Origin of the sequence: Phascolarctobacterium sp., from assembly GCF_030531065.1 — a bacterium.
Taxonomy (GTDB): Bacteria; Bacillota; Negativicutes; order Acidaminococcales; family Acidaminococcaceae; genus Phascolarctobacterium_A.
In genome coordinates this window covers 12671-30624 of sequence record NZ_JAUNOQ010000006.1, presented here as the reverse complement: position 1 = coordinate 30624, position 17954 = coordinate 12671, and the positions used below count along the sequence as shown (strand labels likewise).

The window sequence follows — 17954 nt, the reverse complement described above, 5'->3', positions numbered from 1 at the left end:
TCTCAATAGCATAATTATAGCATACTTCCCTGCAGAGAAAAAGCAAAAACATTATACCTTACGGCAAGTCAGCCCTGACTGCGGCCTCGTAAACTGCGGCCAGAGGCACACCCTGCTCCCTGGCAAGCTGCGCCGCGCCGGCATATTCCACGTAACGGCGCTCGCCCTGCGGTGCTTGGCACAGCTTCACCTGCACCTGGCCGTAAGGCGTCCGTACCGACGCCTGCCTGCGCGGCAGCACGCTGCGCTCCATGAAGCAACGGCGAATGCCGATAGTCGTAGTTTCGCTGAAAATAATCTGCTCCAGTTTTTCGATATCCTCCTGACGGCACAGCACCTGCAGCTGCCACGCCGGGCGGTTTTTCTTCATAAAGGCAGGCAGGTACTGCACGTCCAGCGCGCCCGCCGCCAAAAGCCGCTCCATGGCGTAACCCAAAATTTCGCCGCTGCAATCGTCCACATTAGTTTCCAGCTTGCAAATAGTTTCGACTTCAGAAGTTAAAGTTTTTTTTTACTTGCTTCAATCAGCATAGCGCGCAAAATGCTGGGGCGGTCGTAAGCGCGCTTGCCCGCGCCCAAACCGATGGCTTTAATTTTAAATTGCTCCGGCAGTTCGTCGCTCGTTTTAATGGCCGCAACTGCCGCCGCGCCCGTAGGCGTCACAAATTCGCCCTGCACGGGCAGCAGGCGCACGTTCAAACCGTACTGCTGCATAATATTCGCCGTTGCAGGCACGGGAACGGGCAGCACGCCGTGCTGGCAGCGCACGCAGCCGCGCCCTTCGCACAGCTCCGGCACGATAACTTCTTCTATATGCAGGCTGTCCAGGCAAACGGCGATAGCGACTATATCCACGATGGAATCGATCGCGCCAACCTCGTGGAAATGCACCTCGTCCTTGGCAACGGCGTGGGCCTTGCTCTCGGCGTCGGCAATAATATCAAAAATTTTCAAAGCAACGGCGCGCGCTTGCTCGCTCATTTCCACAGCGTTGATGATTTCCATAACCTCCGGCAGTCCGCGATGCTCGTGCGCGTGATGATGCTCGTGCGGCGTATGGCAATGTTCGTGCGCGTGCTCATGTTCGTGTTCATGGCAATGCTCGTGCTGATGGTCATGTATGTGCTCATGACAATGCTCGTGCTCATGCTCGTGCATGTGGCAATGTTCATGTTCATGCTCGTGCTCATGTTCATGCGTGTGCGCCACGCCTGCGCCGTGCAAAAATTCCATATCGTGGTCGTGGTTTTCATGCTCGGCGTCCAGTATCACGTCAAAATCGCAGCAAGCCACTCCGGCCTTGCTTACGCGGCTGATCTGATAAGTAAAGCCTTTTGCGCTAATGCTGTCCAGCGCTTTGCCCAAAGCTTCCTTGTCAGCGCCCAAATCCAATAAAGCTGCAACCAGCATATCGCCGCTGATACCGGCGTTGCATTCCAAATATAAAGTCCGCATAAATTTTTCCTCCTTAAATTTCATTGTAAAATCGTTATTTTACCGACGGCAGCGTTTCGTTCATGCTGCCCGTGCGATAGCCTAATAAATCCAGCGCGACATACGTAAAACCACAGCTCTTTAATTTCTGATAAATTTCACTGCGCAGCGGTTCCCTGGCAGCCAGTCCCAACTGTGCCGGAGCTACTTCAACGCGCGCCAGATTGCCGTGCACGCGCACGCGGAACTGACTAAAGCCCAGCTCCGCCAAAAATTGTTCCGCCTTATCCACCGCCGCCAGCTTTTCCTTCGTAATCTTTTCGCCGTAAGCGAAACGCGAAGCCAGACAAGCGAAGGAAGGCTTGTTCCAAGTCGGCAAAGCTAATTTTTGCGATAAAAGGCGAATTTCCGCTTTCGTAAGCTGCGCGTCGCGCAAAGGACTAACGACGTTAAGCTCTTTTAACGCTTTAAGTCCCGGACGGTAGTCGCCCAAATCGTCCACATTAGAACCCTCGCACAAAACAGCCTGCTGCTCCGCCGCCAACCGCAGGAAATTCGTAAAAAGCGTTTTTTTGCAAATATAGCAGCGGTCCGGCGGATTAGCGGCAAAGCCAGGCACTGCCAGTTCGTCAAAAGCAAAATAGCTGTGCGGAATATCATAGCGCCGACAAAATTCCTCCGCATCCTGCATATCACGCTCCGGAACCACGCCGGAGCGAGCCGTAACGGCCATAGCGTTCTTCCTCAAGGCTGCGCGGGCCGCGAACAAAAGCAGCGTCGAATCGACGCCGCCGGAAAAGGCTACCATTACCCGGCCTAAACGGCGCAATTTATCCAGCAGCGCGGCGTATTTCTGTTCCGCGCCGGTTGCATCAACGCGCTTAATCATGCTTATCACTCCCAGCGCCTACAGCCAGACGGTTAATCTGCGTCGCAATATAGCCCGCGCCGTAGCCGTTGTCGATATTGACCACGGACACGCAGTTAGCGCAGGAATTGATCATCGTCAAGAGCGCGGCCACGCCATGAAAGCTGGCGCCATAGCCCACGGAAGTTGGCACGGCGATAACCGGGTTGCGCACCAGCCCGCCGATAACGCTGGCCAAAGCGCCCTCCATGCCGGCCACGGCAACGATGCAATTCGCCTGCTGCAAAACCGGCAGCTTATCCAACAAACGATGAATGCCGCTGACGCCCACGTCGTACAAACGCTCCACATGGCAGCCGAAAAATTCCGCCGTCTGCGCCGCCTCCTCCGCCACGGGTATATCGGCAGTACCGGCCGTACAGACCGCCAACAAGCCCTCGCGCTTTTTATCGGCGCGCTCCAGCTTCAGCGTCCGTGCCACCGGGTCGTAAACCGCTTCCGGCAACACCTGCCGCACCAGCTCGTACTGAGCCTGCGTCGCCCGCGTGCCGAACACCTCGCCGTACTGCTCCGCCAGGCGTTGATAAATAGACTGCAAAAAAGCGTCCGGCTTATTGCTGCAATAAACCACCTCGGGAAAGCCGGAGCGAATTTCCCGATAAGTATCCAGCTTGGCATAGCCCATATCCTCGTATGCCTTGCGGTTGAAGTAGCGCTCCGCCTCGGCGATGGAGAGGGAGCCGTCCCGCACCTGTTCAAGCACTCTCCTAGAGTCCACTATATTCCTCCTTCTGCAGCAAGGACTTAGTCCGCGGCGCGAACTAAGTCCCTGTAATTTGCTTATTTATTATTCTTACTCCCTCAGTCATCTTCGATGACAGCCCCCTCAAAGAGGGGGCAATATAATTCAATTGAGAGTTTTACTGTTGCTTCCTCTTTGAGGGAGCTACCCTATTTTATTTTTCTTATAACAAATTAGTCATTACCGCCAGCTCCATCTTATCCGCAGCCACAATCTCCTTATGCAGCACGGGCAGCTCCTGCAGGGCCAGCATACGCGGCGGAATTTCCACGCCGGTTTTTTCGTTCAGCTCGTGCAGCTCGGCAAAAGCGTCGCTTCCTGCCAGCTGTCCGTCGCCCAAAGCGTCCAGCACGCTGTCGGCAAATTTATAAGGACTGGCCGTGGACAGTACTACAGTATAGGTTTCGTCGCTGGTCAGGAAGCGGTATTTTTCCAAAGCCCGCCAGGCCACCGCCGTATGCGTATCCATAAGATAATGGTAATCGCTGTAAATGCGACCGATAGCCTCCTTAGTTTCCAGCTCGTCCACCCACGCGCCGAAAAATTCGCTCTGGATGCGCTTCAAATCGTCGCTGTCCACCTTGTAAACTCCTTCGGTGTTCAGCTGCTTCATATACTCCGCCACTCTTGCGGAATCGCAGTCGGTCACGTTATACAGCAACCGCTCCAGATTGCTGGATACCAAAATATCCATGGACGGCGAAATCGTTTTATAAAATTCGCGGCGCTTATCGTAGGTGCCAGTGTTGATAAAATCCGTCAACACATTATTACTGTTGGAAGCGCACAGCAAACGCTCGATGGGCAGACCCATCAGCTTAGCGTAATAGCCTGCTAAAATATTGCCGAAATTGCCCGTGGGCACTACAAAATTGATGCCGTCGCCGGCTTCGATTTTACCAGACTTTACTGCGTCCACATAAGCGCTGAAATAGTAAACTATCTGCGGCACCAAACGGCCCCAGTTAATGGAATTGGCGGAAGAAAAGCTGTAGCCCTTGGTTCCTAAAGCTGCGGCCAGCGCCGTATTGCCAAAAATTTCCTTCACGCCCCGCTGAGCGTCGTCAAAATTGCCCTCGATGCCGAAAACCTTGACGTTTTTACCGGCCTGGGTAATCATCTGCCGCTTTTGCATATCGCTGACGCCGTCTTTAGGATAAAAGACGATGATCTGCGTACCCTCCACGTCGGCAAAGCCCTCTAGGGCCGCCTTGCCGGTATCGCCCGAAGTAGCGACCAAAATAACTACTTTATTCGTTTCGCCGGTCTTGCGCATGGAGCGCGTTAAAAGATGTGGCAAAAGCTGCAGAGCCATATCCTTAAAGGCCGACGTCGGCCCGTGCCACAGCTCCAGAACGCCGGTGTTTTCGTTGACCTGTACCAGCGGCGCCGGGTCTGCGCCAAATTTTTCCGGCGCGTAGGCGGCGTTGACGCACTGGCGCAGCTCGTCCTCGCTGAAATCCGTAAGATATTGCAGCAGCACATCCACGGCGCGTTCCGTGTACGGCTTGCCGCTCATGGCTTTAATATCCGTCATGCGCATAGCCGGAATGCTTTGGGGCACAAAAAGCCCGCCGTCGTCGGCCAACCCGCGGGTAATCGCGTGCGCCGAAGATACTATATCCGTTTTCCCTCGTGTACTTACATATAACATAATACAAAACCTGCCTTCTTTGCGCGGTCCGCCGGACGCAGGCCCGACTGCCGCTTCTTTCAAGCTTTTTCTTTTATCTGTTGATAGCTAGGCGTATCATTTTTAATCATATCATATTTTTTAAGTGGGAACAAGCGCTATTGCGCAAAAATCAGCGGCGTGACCACGGCGTTGGTAGCGCGCTGCAAATCGGCGGGAGCCGCTACAATCTGCATACCGCGCTGTCCGGCGCTGATAGCGATTTCCGGCCATTGATTGCAGCTGGCGTCCAAATATACGGGATAGTTTTTCTTAGCGCCCAAAGGCGAGCAGCCGCCGCGAATATAACCGGTCAGCGGCAAGACCTCCTTCAAATGCACCAGCTCGGCCCGTTTATTGCCGCTGGCCTTGGCCAAAGCCTTCAAATCCAGCTCGCCGTCGCCGGGAATGACGGCAAACATAACGCCGTTTTTATCGCCGCGCACACACAGCGTTTTAAAAACCTGCGCCGCAGGCATACCCACCTCCTGCGCCACATGCACGGCGTCCAAGTGCTCTTCGTCCACCGGATATTCCACCAGACGGTATTCTATTTTCAGCTCGTCCAATTTGCGGGCCGCATTAGTTTTTTTGTTATGTTTCATAATAAAAGCCCCCTCTACGCTAGAGAAATTATTTTATCTCTGCTATAATAGCACTAGATAACAGTAAAATGCAAATTTTACAAAGGGAAATGCGAAAGGGATTCCACATTGAAAATTAAAATTATCTGCGGACAGCTGGAAATCATCCCCGGCCGTCCCGACCTGAACTACAAAAAAATTCTTGGCGTTATGGACGAAGCGCGGGCGCGCCGGGCAGATATTCTACTGCTGCCGGAAATGTGCCTGCCCGGCTATCTCATCGGCGACCTGTGGGAGCAGCAGAGCTTTCTGGACGATTGCGAATATTACGCGCAAAAAATCATCGCCGCCAGCAGCGGCCTCTGCGTCATGTTCGGCAGCGTGGCCGCAGAACCAGGCAGGCTGAACGAGGACGGCCGCGTGCGCAAATACAACGCCGCCTTTGCCTGCTGCAACGGCCAACCACTTACCGGATATTTAGGCCGCGGCTATATTATCAAAACTTCCCTGCCCAACTACCGCGAATTTGACGACTGCCGCTATTTTTACGGACTGCATAAGCTGTGCGCGGAAGAAAATATCAACGTGCGGGACGCTTTGCAGCCGCTGGAAGTAAGTATCCGCGGCGAAAAGTTGCGCATCGGCCTCATGCTGTGCGAGGACGGTTGGACGGAAAATTACAGTCTCAACGTACCCCAAACCCTAGCGGCCAACGGCGCGCAGCTGCTGTGCAACCTTTCCTGCTCGCCCTACACCTTGGGCAAAAACCGCAAGCGCAACCGCCTTTTCGGCCAGCAGGCGCAGCAGTCCGGCATCCCGCTGATTTACTGCAATAATGTTGGCATTCAAAACAACGGCAAAAATATTTTTACCTACGACGGCTGCACCTCCGCCTACAACGGCGACGGCTCGCTCATTGCCTCCGCGCCCATGTACGCGGACACGCTGCTGGAGCTGGCCTGGGACACGGAAAGCAACATGTTATCCTTCCCCAGCCCGGTCGCATCGCTTCCCCAGGAGCCTCAGTCCGTTTATTTGGCGCTGAAATACGGCGCAGGTAAATTTTTGCAGCAATGCGGCATCCGCAAAATGACCATCGGTCTTTCCGGCGGCATCGACAGCGCCGTAGCCGCAGCCATGTACGCCGACATCCTCGGCCCGGAAAATTTGCTGCTGCTCAATCTGCCGTCGCGCTACAATTCAGCGGCCACCCGCGACCTGGCCTACCGTTTAGCCAAAGCGCTGGGAGCTAATTACGCCGTGCTGCCCATTACGGAAAGCTGCCGGCTGACTTTCGCCCAATTACAGGACACGCCCATCGTAAATTTAGGCAGCGGCAGCCAATTTAATCTGCAGCTCAGCAGTCTGGTACAGGAAAATATCCAGGCCCGCGACCGCGGCGCACGATTGATTGCCGCAGCAGCGGCAGCCTTCGGCGGCGCGTTCAGCTGTAATTCCAACAAGGCCGAGCTGGCCGTGGGCTACGCCACCTTCTACGGCGATATTGCCGGAGCGTTAGCCATCTTAGGCGATTTATGGAAGCGCCAGGTTTACGCCCTTGGCCGTTACTTAAACGAAGAAATTTTCCAGCGCGAGATTATTCCCGGGGAAATTTTTACCATTCGTCCCAGCGCCGAGCTATCCGCCAGCCAAACCGTCGGCTGCGGCGGCGACCCGCTGGTCTACCCCTACCATGATTATCTGCTGCGCGCCTTTATCGAAAACTGGCACAAGACAACTCCCGCCGACATTCTGCGCTGGTACAAAAACGGCGTCCTGGCGCAGGAGTTGGGCTGCGAAGAAGCAGCGCTGCAACAGGCCTGTCCCAACGCGCAAGCGTTAATCGACGACCTTGAACGCTGGTGGCGCTTGTTCGCCGGCTTTGCCGTGGCCAAACGCATTCAGGCGCCGCCGATTTTGTCGCTCACCAAGCGCGCTTTCGGCTACGACCACCGGGAAGCGCAACTGACGCCGTATTTTTCGCGCGAATATTACGCGCTGAAAGACGAGCTGCTGGCGCAAAAAAATAACAAGATCATCGCCAATATTTAGCGCAACTAAACCGCTTATAAAAAGTTAGCCTGCCGGGCTGCATACTTTAAAAGTACGCCGCCCGACAGGCTGTTTTGCTTTTACATTATACTACTTACTCCACGCTGTCCAGGCGCTCCAACGACACTCTGCCGTCCTCCTGCACCGTGCCGTACACCGTGCTGCGCTGTCCCAACGGCACATACGCTTCGTTCATAAGCACTTCCACGTGGCCGCCCTTCACCGGCCCGCCCCAGAAGCGGATGATTTCGTCGTTCTTCACTGTCCGCACCGCGCTGCCAACAAAGGCCACCTTCGTTCCAGCTTCCTCGTTAGCGATAGCGGCTACGTCCACCTTCTTGTACGACGACAAATCGGCTTCGCTCAAGTTGGCCATATTGTACTGGTAAAATCGCTTCTGATGGCTCTTGCTCAAAGCGTGCCCGTAAGCGTGGTCGCGGTAATCCTCCAGCTTATGCGTTTCTTCCTTAACTTCCTTGCCCAATTTTTCCGGCTGCTTTTCAATCAGCGGCATGGGGTCGACGTATTCCACCTTCTTCAGCTTCAATACCTCGCCCTTTTCGTCCTCGTCCACCTCCGCCGTCAGCATAAACGGGTGGCGGTTCAGCATACGCCCGCCGTGCTTGCCCAGGTCCGCGCGCAGCACATTGCCCTCCTCGTCCGTCACCTTGTAAATGCGTCCGAATTCGTGCCCCGTAATCGCCACGCGCAGCGTAATTTCTTCCGGCTCCTGCGTCTGCGCCGCGTCTTTCGTTTGTTCTGCTGCCGCTTGTTGCGTAGCCTTGGCTCTTTCTCCTGCCGCTTTATCCTGTTCCGGCGCGGCAGCCAGGCCGCTGACGCTTAACGCCAGCAGCCCGCACAACGCGGCCGTAGTTAATATTTTACTCATCGTCGCTACCTCCAATCCCACAATCAACGTCCTATTTTGTAATTGTCAAGCCGCTCTTAGCCGCGTCCCTTGATCACGCGCACGCGCTGGATATGCGGTGTGCCGTCGTTGTAATGCGTCAAGGTGTCCACCCTTACGCGCGCCAGCTCCGGCGCAAATTCCTGAATCATGCGGTTGTCCACCTGCACGCCCTTTTGCAGCAGGCGGTACACCACAGCCGCCATCTCGTAGCGCGTCATCGGCCTGCTGCCGTCGAACTGGCCGTTGGGGTAGCCCTCCAGAATACCGTTGCCAGCTACTACCGCCACGTAATCGTAAGCCCAGTGGTTTTCCGGCGTGTCGGGGAACAGCTTGCTCTTTTCCAAATCCAGGCCGTAACCCGTCAGGCTGTAGACCATGGCCTTCAGTTCCGCCACCTCGGTACGCAGCTCGATAATTTCTTTCGCCATCGCCTTCTTGGAGCGTGACTGATGGCTCTGCTGCCCAAAGCGCCAGGTAATACCGGCGTTAATCATATCGTCGTCGTTGCCCACGGTGCTGGACACGCTGAACAGCGTATCGTCGTTAGGCTGGTAGAACGCGCCCACAGCCACGGCGTTTTCGCCGCGGTAATGGCCGTAGCCCGCGCTCAGGTAGAATTTGTCGTCCGGGTCGAAATCCAGCGGGTGCAGCGCAGCCAGCGCGGCGGCGCCTGCGCCTACCTTATCGATGCGGCCTTTGAGCTTGTTGATTTGTACGGAGTTGTTTTCGATATTTTGGTTCAGTTCTTTCAGCTGGCTCACGTTCACGGCGTCGGTATCGGCAACGCCGGGAGCTACGTTGTGAATAATATTATCGCCCATATCGATATTAACATTTTTGCCGACGGTAACTTCTTTTTTACTGTTATCGATGTTGAAGGTATCGCCAACTTTTACGCTTTTGTCGGTGATATGCGTATCGCCAATCTTGATTTCATCACCGTCAATATAGGTATTATTTGTATCGCCAAACTTAATACTGCCGGTATTGCTAAGGTCAAGATTATCCTTCATGCTAATGTCGTAGTATTTCTTGCCATCTTTATCGGTAGCATACTCGATAGACAAATTACCCTTGTTGCCTATATAACCTTCATTTAACTCGGGAACATCACCCGTAGGCTCATGCCCCTTAGAAGTATCGGTGCTTTCGTCAGACCCAGCATCAGCTACGCCTGTATTTGTAGCGCCGCCAGCAGTTACCGTACTTCCTGCATTATTATTGTTACTGTTATTTCCAGAACTTGCATTACCACTAGCATCACCGGTTGTACTATCGCTGGCGTCAGTTTTTGGTTTTTCTCCATTGACCGTATGGTAATGGTCGTCGTTATTGGCTTTATCAATTTGATCCTGCAACCCTTTGGCCACCGCGTATAGCTGGCTACCGTTGATAGCGTCCGTGCTACCCTCAGCAATCATACCTGCGGCGACGTTGGTGATGGTACGGGTATGAATGCCGCCTTTATCATCAGTATAACCCACACTGACCGTACCATAGACTTGACTGCCCCACCCGGCAAAGTCGCCTACTTTCAAACTCAATTTAGTTAAACTACCGTCGGACGTACCAAAAACAGCGACATTCCCATCCTTATATACGGTGGTATTGCTGTAGCCCCTGTACCCTTCGGTATCAAAATATGCATTATCAGAGTAAGAACCTAAAGCTACATTGTCTTCTCCAATAGCGTCAGCTTGATAACCTAAAGCTACGCTCGACTTATCGTTTGCTGTCGATTTAGAACCCACAGCTATGCTATAAGCCCCGATTGAGTGTGCCTCATTACCGAAAGCAGAACTATAATCTCCTTCTGCTGTTGCATTGTCGCCTGCGACTGTACTATATAGGCCCTTTGCCATTGCCTTATAGCCTATAGCTGTACTATTATCCTTTTCGGCCGAAGAATAAGCCCCGATAGTTACCGCGTTTTTAGCATAAGTATTAACTGTAACCTTTCCATTATGCTGATCAATTATGATTTTATCATCATCACCACGCACAACTGTGCCTGTGCTTGCATTTGAGCCTAAAGCTAAAGAATTATCTCCAGCAGCGACGCTGGTATCGCCTATAGCTACGCTATAACCGCTGGCGGCCCTCGCTGAAACTCCAACCGCAGTACTGTTATTACATACTGCATGTGCGCTTTTACCCACAGCAGTACCATAGGAACCTAGCGCTTCCGCATTACTGCCCACAGCCGTATCGTTTGTTGAGTTAGCTATAGAATAATGGCCTATCGCCGTGCTATTATTTCCTGAAGCTCTCGCCTGAATGCCGGAAGCAGTACTATATTGAGCATACGCTTTGGCACCGTCGCCCATCGCTATGCTACTAGTGCCATATGCTACAGCAGCTTCGCCAATAGCGACAGCTTTAAAACCTTTCTTATCTGTATTATATTTAGGATTCCCATTTTCATCCACTTCAATACTGCCATCTGGGTTGTAGCTAACTTCGGCTGTTGCCGCATTTTCACCAATAGCTATAGAACGATCGCCTATAGCATAACTTGAAACGCCCATAACCACGCTTCTGCTTCCAAGCGCTCGCGAATTACTGCCTAACGCCGTACCCCTCTCGTTCGTGCTTTTGGTTCCGTCGCCAATTGCTATACTGCTATCTCCATATGCGGCGGAGTTTTCACCAATAGCGACAGCTTTAAAGCCAGCAGTATTGTATTCAGGATTTCCGTTTTCGTCCACTTTTATACTACCATCAGCGTTGTATTGAACATCGGCTGTAGCTGCATTTTCGCCAAAAGCTATGGAATGGTCGCCTATAGCGAAACTAGCAACGCCCATAGCTACGCTTCTATTTCCAAGCGCCTGCGAATCGAAACCTAACGCCGTGCTATACACGCCCATGCTTTTTGTTCCACTTCCTATAGCTACGCTGCTGTATTTTTGAGCCAACGCTTCGGAACCTATGGCGATGCTATTGCCTTCATATGTTATTCCATCATCTGTCCACGCTTCGCCTAAAGCTTGAGCATTGCTTCCTATAGCAATATCTTTGCCATGCCCTGCTACGTTGTCCTCCTTTTCCCCACTATCATGCTCAGCATGGCTACCTTCGCCAATAGCTATACCTTGCCCATCGCCTTTAGGCAAATCTCCAATAGTACCCGCCGCCAACGCCAGCCCGTTCATCCCTAGGGTCAGCGCCGCTGCCGCCACGGCTACGGCCTTGACCGCCCTGCCGCTTTTGGTATGGCTCTTAGCGAATTCGGACGCTACTACATAGCACCCTCGCGCTTTACTCCAAATTACTTTAAAAATCTTATTCATAATACGCCCTCCAATCTAAAATACCGACCGTAGTCCATATTTAAACCAAAATAGCTTCTCTCCATTATTATAGCACATATGTACCCCCCCCGCAAGCCTTTTACGTTCTGCGAATATTTACTTTTTAGGGCTTGCGGCGCTATACGTTCTGCATAGAGGTGGTTTTTTTATTTAGAAAATGGAAGGGCGCTTTGAAAAACGCAGAAACGGAAAAGATGGTAGACGTGGTTTTTTGTGAAGCAATGCTACCGCATGGTAGTGCTTTTTTAATCATCTTCTTTCGTCCCCGAAAGAAGATGCAAGAAAGGGGCAAACTTTTAAAAAGTTTGACAAACTTACGCTTTTTTGCTCGCACAAAAAAGCTTGGCAAAAAATGCTTTAAGAGACAAAGTTCTTCATTTGTAAGCGAACCATGCAATGCTATCGTAGGATAGCAGCCCAATATCATTTGAATATGATATTTTGCAGTCGAAATTTTTTTCTGCAAAACACTCCCTCAGTCTGCTCGCAAACTCGCAGCCAGCTCCCTCAAAGAGGGAGCACAAAATGTTGTCTGTAACTTTTGCCCCCTCCCAGAGGGGGCTGGCATTTTGCTTGCAAAATGACTGGGGGAGTTTGCCATTTTCTACGATAGCAGTCCCCTGCCGCGCAGACCGGAACGCACGACGGCTACGGTCGTTTTTCGATGTGCCGAAAAAGTTATATTGCAACGGATCATTCGGACGCCCGTTCACTGCGCGTGTATTCCCTCCGTACAGCCGCTTTTTTCGTTCCCTAGCGCATACGCGGAATGCAGCGGGGCGTGATTGTAGGCGGCGGAATCCGGCAAGCGGCTAAAGCTTCTTTTTGCATACTTTTTCTTACACTAAGAAAAAGTATGATTGAAAAGCAGTTACTTGCGGTAGCACGCTTCACGAAACAATATAATAAAAAAGCAAGCCCACACTCTCAAATTGCGCGAGCCTGCTATCTTTATAACTCAACTACCTAATATTATAAATTCAAATTTTTCTTTACAGCGTCCGTAACGCCGGAATAAGTTTCTATTTTATTCCGAAACCTCTACGCGCGTATCGTCGCCCTATGCTTCTACTTCGTCGTATAACGCTCTGACTACCGCGTCGGCCAACGCGCCGATGCTGGACACGCTGCGCTCCTGGGGCAAGCCCGAAGCGTCGTAACCCAGGGGCAGCTCGGTGCAAGCCGTCATTACGGGCACGTCGCGCTCCCGCCACAGTTCTTCTACTAAAGCGCGCATTATAATTCCGGCCTCCGCCAGCTTATTGGCTTTCACAAAGTCGATGACCTGCTGCGCTTTATCGCTCTGCTCCTCGTTGGGAATGAATAGTTTCAGTCCGTGCTTTGCCGCGTACTTTTGGTACAGCCCGCAGGCGCGCGTCCCCTTGGTGGAAAGCATCCACGCGCCATTTGGCGCGATAGCCTTCGTCGCCAGCACCGTGCTTCCCACAATATGAATCAAGGGCTTGGGCAACGGCTCCTGAAATTGGTCGATAAAATAATGCGCCGTATTGCAGGGCACAACCAAAATATCCGCGCCCATCGCGCAAAGCTGCAATAAATCGGCCTGCAGACGCGGCAGCGGCGACGGCCCCTTGCCGAAAATAGCCGTTCCCCGGTCAGGAATTTCGGCGTCGCCGATCATATACACTACGGGATGCTCCTGGTCCGTAGCAGCGGGGCACTTAGCCGCCAGCTGCCGCAGGAATTCCGCGGCGGCGGCCGGCCCCATACCGCCTAAAACGCCTAAGCGCTTGCCATTCTTTCTATATTTTACAGCCATTCTCCAGCCCCTCTTTCCTGAAAAATCTTTCCTATCGTAAAACGCGCAGGGAAAATTTATTTTCTGCAGCGCCTACCGCTGCTCCAGCAAATAAATATCGCTGATTTCTTTTACCGTATGCACATTAGTCGGAATCTGTTTGGTTTTCAGCACGCGGCGGTATTCCAAACCGCGCACCAGAATATATTTATGCTGGTTGCTGCGCAGCGCTTCGGCTAAAGCGCCGGTTTTGGGCAGCATTTCAATGCCGGGCTTGCCTGCGTAATACATAAAGCCGGGGCGTAGAAATTTATCCACATAAATAGGAACGCTGCCGTCGCACTGCTCCTGATAAACGCCGCTCATGGTTTTCACACTGAAACGGTCGGCGATAACCGGCAGCACAAAGGCGAACGCCACGCACATGGTCACCACGCCGATAAGCGTGTGCAGCCAGGCCGCCATTTGAATATCGCGATAATACCACAGCGTAAACACAGCCGCCGCGCCCAAAATCAGCGTCATGGCTCCCAGCATAATCAGGCTGAAGGACGCCTCCGGCAAATACTGGCTGCCAACAATCCAGCCCGCTCCCAGCAGCAGGAAAATCAACCCGCTGCCTGCCATCCAGCCGTAAAAGGTCGTATTGTGCCGAAACTTCGCCAGCATCCGCGAAATATTCCAGCCAATAATCACCGCCAAAGCCGGGAACATGGGCAGAATATAGGATACCAGCTTGGTTTGGCAAATAGTAAAAAAGATAAAGACAAAGCCCCACCAAACGTGGAACAGCAGCAGCTGGCGCATATCGTCGATGCGGCTGTCGCTGATGGATGCCTTGATAGATTGCAATAACAGCCCCGTCCAGGGGAACATACCCAAAATCACTACGGGGAAATAGTACCAGAAGGTAACGCGGTTAGCGTGCTCCGGCGTAGTAAAGCGCGTCAGATTGTGAAAACCCAGAAAGGTTTCAATAAATTCCATGCCATGCACCGTATACATGGCGTAATACCAAGGCGACGCGATTAAGAAATACAGGAGCAAGCCGCGAATAACGTGCATGCGCAGAATTTCCCGCAGCTGTCCCATAATTACTAAATAGATAAAGATGATCGCGCCGGGAAAAACGATGCCGATGGGGCCCTTGGTAACAGTAGCCAGCGCCATGCAGATATACATCAGCCAATATTTTTTATGCGCAAAGCTCAAAATAGCTCCCGTCATAAAAAAGAGCAGCGTCGTATCCGTCACCGCCGCCTTGCCCATATAAAAAAACTGCACACAGCTGGTTAAAATTATGGCAGACCACAGACCGGCCCGTTCGTTAAAGAGCTTCGTTGTGGAAACGTAAATCATTATAGAGGTAAAGCAGGCCATGAGCGCCGCCGGAAAGCGGGCGGCAAATTCGCTGAAGCCAAAAAGCATTTGCGATAACGCCACCAGCCAATAATACATGGGCGGCTTATCGTACCAATAAGCGCCGAAAATCCGCGGCGACAAAAAATCGCCCGTCTGAAGCATTTCCCGCGCCGTTTCCGCATACACCGGCTCGTCCGGGTCCAGCAAGGGCACGCCGCCCAGGCCGAACATAATCGTAAAAAGCGCCAGCCCAGCAATAAGCAGCAGGCTGTTTTTCTCAAGCTGTTTCATTCCTATCCCCTTATAAAAAATTTTCAAAAGCTGCAACGCCGCTTCTCTTGCCGCAGATAATCGGCATAGGTCAGGCTGACGCCGCGCTCCAAATCCATGGACGGACAAAATTCCAAAAGCTGGCGGCAGCGCGTATTATCCAGAACGGAGCGCAAAATATCGCCCTTCCGCGCCGGTCCGTAGTCAACGGCAAAAGCATGCCCCACCGCCTTGCGGAAGGCCGCCAGCAGCTGGTTCAGCGACGTTTCCTGCCGCGTGGAAACATTGATTATATTATAGCCGGGCAGCTGCACAGAACGCAGCAGCGCTTCGGCAATATCGCCGGCGTAAACGAAATCGCGCGTCTGTTCGCCGTCGCCAAAAACGGTCACGCCCTTGCCCTGCGCCAGCAGGCGGCAGAAGATGCTGACCACGCCGCCCTCGCCGCCTGCTCCCTGACGCTCGCCGTAAACATTGGCAAAGCGCAGCACAGTAGCGTCGACGCCGTACAAATCGTGATACAGCCGCAGGTAGTGCTCGCCGGCGAACTTAGTCAGCCCGTAAAACGACGTAGGCAGAGGCTGTTCCGTTTCCCGCAGCGGAATATTCAGATTATCGCCATACACCGCGGCGCTGGACGAAAAGCTGATGTGCTTGACGCCATAGCGGCGGCAGCATTCCAGCACGTTGATTAACCCGCGCAGATTAACGTCGCAGTCCTCGCCGGGATGCTCCAATGAGTAGGGAACCATGGTCTGCGCCGCCAGATGGATAACCGCGTCGAAATGTTCGACGGCAAAAACGCTGCGCAAAAACGGCTCGCGCACGTCGCCGCGCACAAAGCGGATATTTTCCGGCACGTACTCGCGCAAGCCGCTGGACAAATCGTCATAGACCAGCGTATCGATATCCCGGCGCTGCGCCAAAAGCTGCAATAAATGCGAACCGATAAACCCGGCGCCGCCGGTCACTAATAATTTCATATATTTCATCTCCTAAGATTTTTTCTTAAGATTGTAATCGCCCAGGCTTAATAAAATATGAACCTTTTATTGGGAAGGCGCGTTCTTCCCCGGCTTCGTCTTGCTTTTCACCGAAGCCATATTCAAAACGTCGGAGCCGAACGCCCTGATCGTGACGAAAGCGCCCAGCAAGAACGGCAGATACTCCGCCGTAAAGCGCCACAAAACGGCCATGATGCCCTCCACGCCTTCGGGAAGAATATTGGAAAACAAAACTACGAAGCCGGCCTCGGCAATGCCGCTGCCGCCCGGAGTCGGCGAAAAGTACAGCACTAGATTAAGCAGCACCATACGCCCCATAACCTGAACTAAATCGAAATTGATATTTAAACCGGCAAAATAAGCCGGAACCGTAGCATAAATAAAGAGCAGGCTCAGCCCCGATTCCACAAAGGCCCGCAGCACCATCAGGGGATGACGCCCCATAACGATTACCGCGTGCTTAAACTGTTGATACCAAATATAACAGTTGCGGCGCGTAGTATAAGAAAATTTCCGAGTAAACCAAAAAATAATTCTCTCCGGATAACGCGAGCGCATCAAAAGCACGGCGATAACCGGCAGCGAAATAAAAGCCACTGAAACCACCGTCAGCACCGACGCCGGCATCCATTTAACGATATCGCTATCGCTGTGCAGCACTACCGGCACCAGCAAAATCAAAAAAGAAATAGACATTATGGTGCGCACCAGCACCACCACCGTGGATTTGGCCACAGGCACGCCCGCCTTGCGCATGAACATAACCTGCGCGATAGCCCCGCCGCTAGCCCCCGGCGTTACCAACGCCAGAAAATAGTTGCTGAGCACCACGTTGACCACCTGCTTTAAGGTCAGCTGCCCATCCGTAATGCTGGCCAGCGTCAGCAAGCGCAGGCCGTCGAACAGCAGCCCCACCGCCAGGCAGCCCAGAGCCAGCAAAATGCAGCGCGGTTCAAACAGCGTCAGATAATCCAGCGCCCGTATATCGAATGTAAAGTAAATAACTGCCGCAGAAATCAACAGCACAAAGGCAAAGAGTACTGTTAAGCGCAGTAATAATTTCTTATTCATTTATCCAAACCACCAAAATTTATCAGCGTCACGCCCTGCCGCTCCAGCAGCTCCTTATTACCGGCGTCCAGATAAGCGTCCAGCTCCTCCCGCCAATGATACTGCCAGCTGAATTCCCTGCTCAGGGCCGCGGTATCCAATCCGGGATGAGTCATAATTTCGCTGACGCCCTCCGGCAAGGCGCGGATAATATTGCCAACCAAAGCGGCGTTCAAATGCCCTCCGGCCAGCATGCCGAAAAAATGCTGAGGATGGCGCACACCTCTGCCGTCGGCAGCCAACGCCGCCAGATCGGCGCAAAAGCTCAGGCCGCAGCGCCCTATTTTGCGTCCCAGGCCGGCGGTAAAGCCGCCGCTGAAGCCATAGGGCTCCTTGGGAATGCGCATCCTCTTTATATTATACTCATTGCAAAGCTTTAACACAAGCCGGTTGACCAGGGGCAGCACATGGGTGTGCTGATGGCTGTCAATATGCGTAATCGCCAGCCCCGTACCCAAAGCCTTTTCAATCTGCGCCCGCAGCTCCGCCTCCAGCTCGCTTCTGTTGACGGCGCCGCTGTAAAAGCGTTTGGCAAAGGCCACATAATCCGCAGGCAGCAGGCCGTCGTCCCCCACCAGCGTCGGCACCTGGGATGCGGGCAGCACCGTCGCCACGCTCCCTACCAGCGTTAAATGGACGCCAATGCCCAAGCCCGGATTAGCCTTCGCCAAAGCCACCGCCTCTGCGTAAGCCGGAGCGCCGGGCATCAGCGAGGTACTGGTAATGAAGCCTTCGCGATAGCCCTTGATAATCCCTTGATTGATAAGCGTATGTAAGCCGAAATCGTCGGCGTTGACAATTAATTTTTTCATT

15 protein-coding genes are annotated in these 17954 nt (G+C 53.0%); 2 read left to right on the top strand and 13 right to left on the bottom strand.

The window, feature by feature from the left end; translation table 11 throughout:
* Nucleotides 1–58 precede the first annotated feature (58 nt).
* The 6 genes from larC to ybaK all read right to left on the bottom strand — a co-directional run bounded on the left by larC (nt 59) and on the right by ybaK (nt 5381).
* The gene (gene larC, locus Q4E64_RS05335) at nt 59–460 is read right to left on the bottom strand and encodes a nickel insertion protein (protein WP_368501520.1); all 402 of its coding nucleotides are present in this window, start codon (nt 458–460) and stop codon (nt 59–61) included.
* A 38-nt stretch (nt 461–498) separates the two neighbouring features.
* Nucleotides 499–1455 carry a LarC family nickel insertion protein gene (locus Q4E64_RS05330; protein ID WP_303166720.1) on the bottom strand — a complete coding sequence of 319 codons (957 nt, stop codon included), beginning with the start codon at nt 1453–1455 and terminating at the stop codon, nt 499–501.
* 34 nt (nt 1456–1489) lie between these two features.
* Entirely contained in the window at nt 1490–2323 is an 834-nt protein-coding gene (gene larE / locus Q4E64_RS05325; protein WP_303166719.1) for an ATP-dependent sacrificial sulfur transferase LarE, read from the bottom strand.
* On the bottom strand, nt 2316–3080 hold the full coding sequence (gene larB / locus Q4E64_RS05320; RefSeq protein ID WP_303166718.1) for a nickel pincer cofactor biosynthesis protein LarB: 765 nt from the start codon (nt 3078–3080) through the stop codon (nt 2316–2318). Before larB ends, larE begins: the two co-directional genes overlap by 8 nt.
* Before the next feature lie 187 nt (nt 3081–3267).
* Complete coding sequence (gene thrC / locus Q4E64_RS05315; protein ID WP_303166717.1) at nt 3268–4758, bottom strand: threonine synthase; 1491 nt, start codon at nt 4756–4758, stop codon at nt 3268–3270.
* Nucleotides 4759–4895: 137 nt separating this feature from the next.
* Nucleotides 4896–5381, bottom strand: coding sequence for a Cys-tRNA(Pro) deacylase (gene ybaK / locus Q4E64_RS05310; RefSeq protein WP_303166716.1), 486 nt, complete (start codon nt 5379–5381; stop codon nt 4896–4898).
* Nucleotides 5382–5489: 108 nt separating this feature from the next.
* Here ybaK and nadE point away from each other — a divergent pair, with 108 nt between their 5' ends.
* Entirely contained in the window at nt 5490–7412 is a 1923-nt protein-coding gene (gene nadE / locus Q4E64_RS05305; protein WP_303166715.1) for an NAD(+) synthase, read from the top strand.
* Nucleotides 7413–7506: 94 nt separating this feature from the next.
* Here the strand turns inward: nadE and Q4E64_RS05300 are convergent, their stop codons facing one another.
* Complete coding sequence (locus Q4E64_RS05300) at nt 7507–8301, bottom strand: hypothetical protein (RefSeq protein WP_303166714.1); 795 nt, start codon at nt 8299–8301, stop codon at nt 7507–7509.
* A 56-nt stretch (nt 8302–8357) separates the two neighbouring features.
* Nucleotides 8358–11615, bottom strand: a complete 3258-nt coding sequence (locus Q4E64_RS05295) for an ESPR-type extended signal peptide-containing protein (RefSeq protein WP_303166713.1) — start codon at nt 11613–11615, stop codon at nt 8358–8360.
* 215 nt (nt 11616–11830) lie between these two features.
* On the opposite strand from Q4E64_RS05295, the gene Q4E64_RS05290 reads away from it, so the two are divergent.
* Nucleotides 11831–12049 carry a hypothetical protein gene (locus tag Q4E64_RS05290; RefSeq protein ID WP_303166712.1) on the top strand — a complete coding sequence of 73 codons (219 nt, stop codon included), beginning with the start codon at nt 11831–11833 and terminating at the stop codon, nt 12047–12049.
* 647 nt (nt 12050–12696) lie between these two features.
* Here the strand turns inward: Q4E64_RS05290 and Q4E64_RS05285 are convergent.
* From Q4E64_RS05285 to Q4E64_RS05265, 5 genes are all read right to left on the bottom strand, one after another.
* A complete protein-coding gene (locus Q4E64_RS05285; protein ID WP_303166711.1) occupies nt 12697–13416 on the bottom strand; it encodes an aspartate/glutamate racemase family protein in 720 nt (239 codons plus the stop codon).
* 72 nt (nt 13417–13488) lie between these two features.
* Nucleotides 13489–15048, bottom strand: a complete 1560-nt coding sequence (locus tag Q4E64_RS05280; RefSeq protein ID WP_303166710.1) for a glycosyltransferase family 39 protein — start codon at nt 15046–15048, stop codon at nt 13489–13491.
* Between the two features lie 23 nt (nt 15049–15071).
* On the bottom strand, nt 15072–16010 hold the full coding sequence (locus tag Q4E64_RS05275) for an NAD-dependent epimerase/dehydratase family protein (protein ID WP_303166709.1): 939 nt from the start codon (nt 16008–16010) through the stop codon (nt 15072–15074).
* A gap of 66 nt (nt 16011–16076) precedes the next feature.
* Nucleotides 16077–17102, bottom strand: coding sequence for a lysylphosphatidylglycerol synthase transmembrane domain-containing protein (locus tag Q4E64_RS05270; RefSeq protein WP_303166708.1), 1026 nt, complete (start codon nt 17100–17102; stop codon nt 16077–16079).
* Nucleotides 17099–17953, bottom strand: coding sequence for a ChbG/HpnK family deacetylase (locus Q4E64_RS05265; RefSeq protein WP_303166707.1), 855 nt, complete (start codon nt 17951–17953; stop codon nt 17099–17101). The genes Q4E64_RS05270 and Q4E64_RS05265 overlap by 4 nt, the downstream gene beginning before the upstream one ends.
* Nucleotide 17954 lies beyond the last annotated feature (1 nt).